Source organism: Microbacterium sp. CPCC 204701 (genome assembly GCF_004010105.1).
GTDB lineage: Bacteria > Actinomycetota > Actinomycetes > Actinomycetales > Microbacteriaceae > Microbacterium.
Map to the genome: position 1 here is coordinate 1 of NZ_RRYE01000600.1, position 1,206 is coordinate 1,206.

At 74.3% G+C, this 1,206-nt stretch carries 1 protein-coding gene; it reads left to right on the plus strand.

Going from position 1 to position 1,206, the window contains the following annotated elements:
* Positions 1-1,206 (plus strand): DUF3488 and transglutaminase-like domain-containing protein (locus EIO58_RS18215; protein WP_164861879.1); only part of this gene is annotated, 1,206 nt, incomplete at both ends.

Genomic DNA, 1,206 nt, shown 5'->3' on the forward strand with positions numbered 1-1,206 from the left:
CACGGCCCTCGGCGCGGGCATGCTGGCCGCGGCGCTCGCGCTCTCGGTGGCGATCGTGCCGTTCGCCGCCCGCGGTGCCGAGCGCGAGGTGCTGCGCTCGGCGGTCGGGCCCGACATCGACCTGTCGGCCGAGGTGAGCCCGCTCGCGCAGTACCGGTCGCTCTACGCCGACGGCCGCTCCGACGAGGTGCTCTTCACCGTCGAGCCGGTGGTCGCAACGCTCCCCGAGCGCATCCGGGTCGCGACGCTGGACGCGTACGACGGCGAGGTGTTCCGCTCGGGCGGTGAGGAGGCGCGGGACGCCGGACGCTTCGTGCGCGTGCCCTCCTCGCTCGACGCCGGCGAGGGCGACCCGGTCGTGGTGCGGGTCGAGATCGACGGCTGGGACGGGATCTGGATGCCGACTGTCGGCCGTCTCGAGACCGTCGACTTCAGCGGCGACCGGGCATCGTCCCTCGACGACCGCTTCTACTACAGCCCGGCGGCCTGGGCCGGGGTGCAGACCGCCGGAGGCGGCCTGCGGGCGGGTGACCGCTACGTCGTGCGGGGGGTGGAGCCGGAGCCGGCCGACCTCGCGGAGCTCGAGGCGCCCGGACGCGATCGGGAAGGGGTCGAGGCTCCCGAGAGTCTGCGCGCCTGGATGGACGAGCACATCAGCGGCACCGGCGGGGCGGCGCTCGACGCGCTCGTGTCGCTCCTGCGGGAGCGCGGCTACCTCAGCCACGGGCTCGCCGAGGGCGACGGCATCCCGTCGTGGGCGCAGGCGATCCCCGACTACGCGTTCCAGCCGAGCGCCTCGGGGCACTCGCTCGCGCGCATCGACACGATGTTCTCGCGCCTGCTCGAGCGCGAGTCGGATCCGAGGGCCGTGGCATCCGGCAACTATGTCGCGGCCGTCGGCGACGACGAGCAGTTCGCGGTCGCCGCGGCGCTCATCGCGCGCGAGCTCGGATTCCCGTCGCGAGTCGTGCTGGGGGCGCGCCTGGCGGGGGCGGAGCCCGGGCTCGCGGCGTGCGACGAGGGCGTGTGCCGTGCGCAGGATCTCTCGGTCTGGACCGAGGTTCAGTCGACCGGCGGGCAGTGGGTCCCCATCGACGTCACGCCCCAGTACGAGCAGTCGCCGAGCCTCGACGTCACCGAGCAGCGCGACCCCGAGAACGTCACGGAGGTGCGCCCCGAATCGGTCGAGGAGGTCGTTCCGCCCGA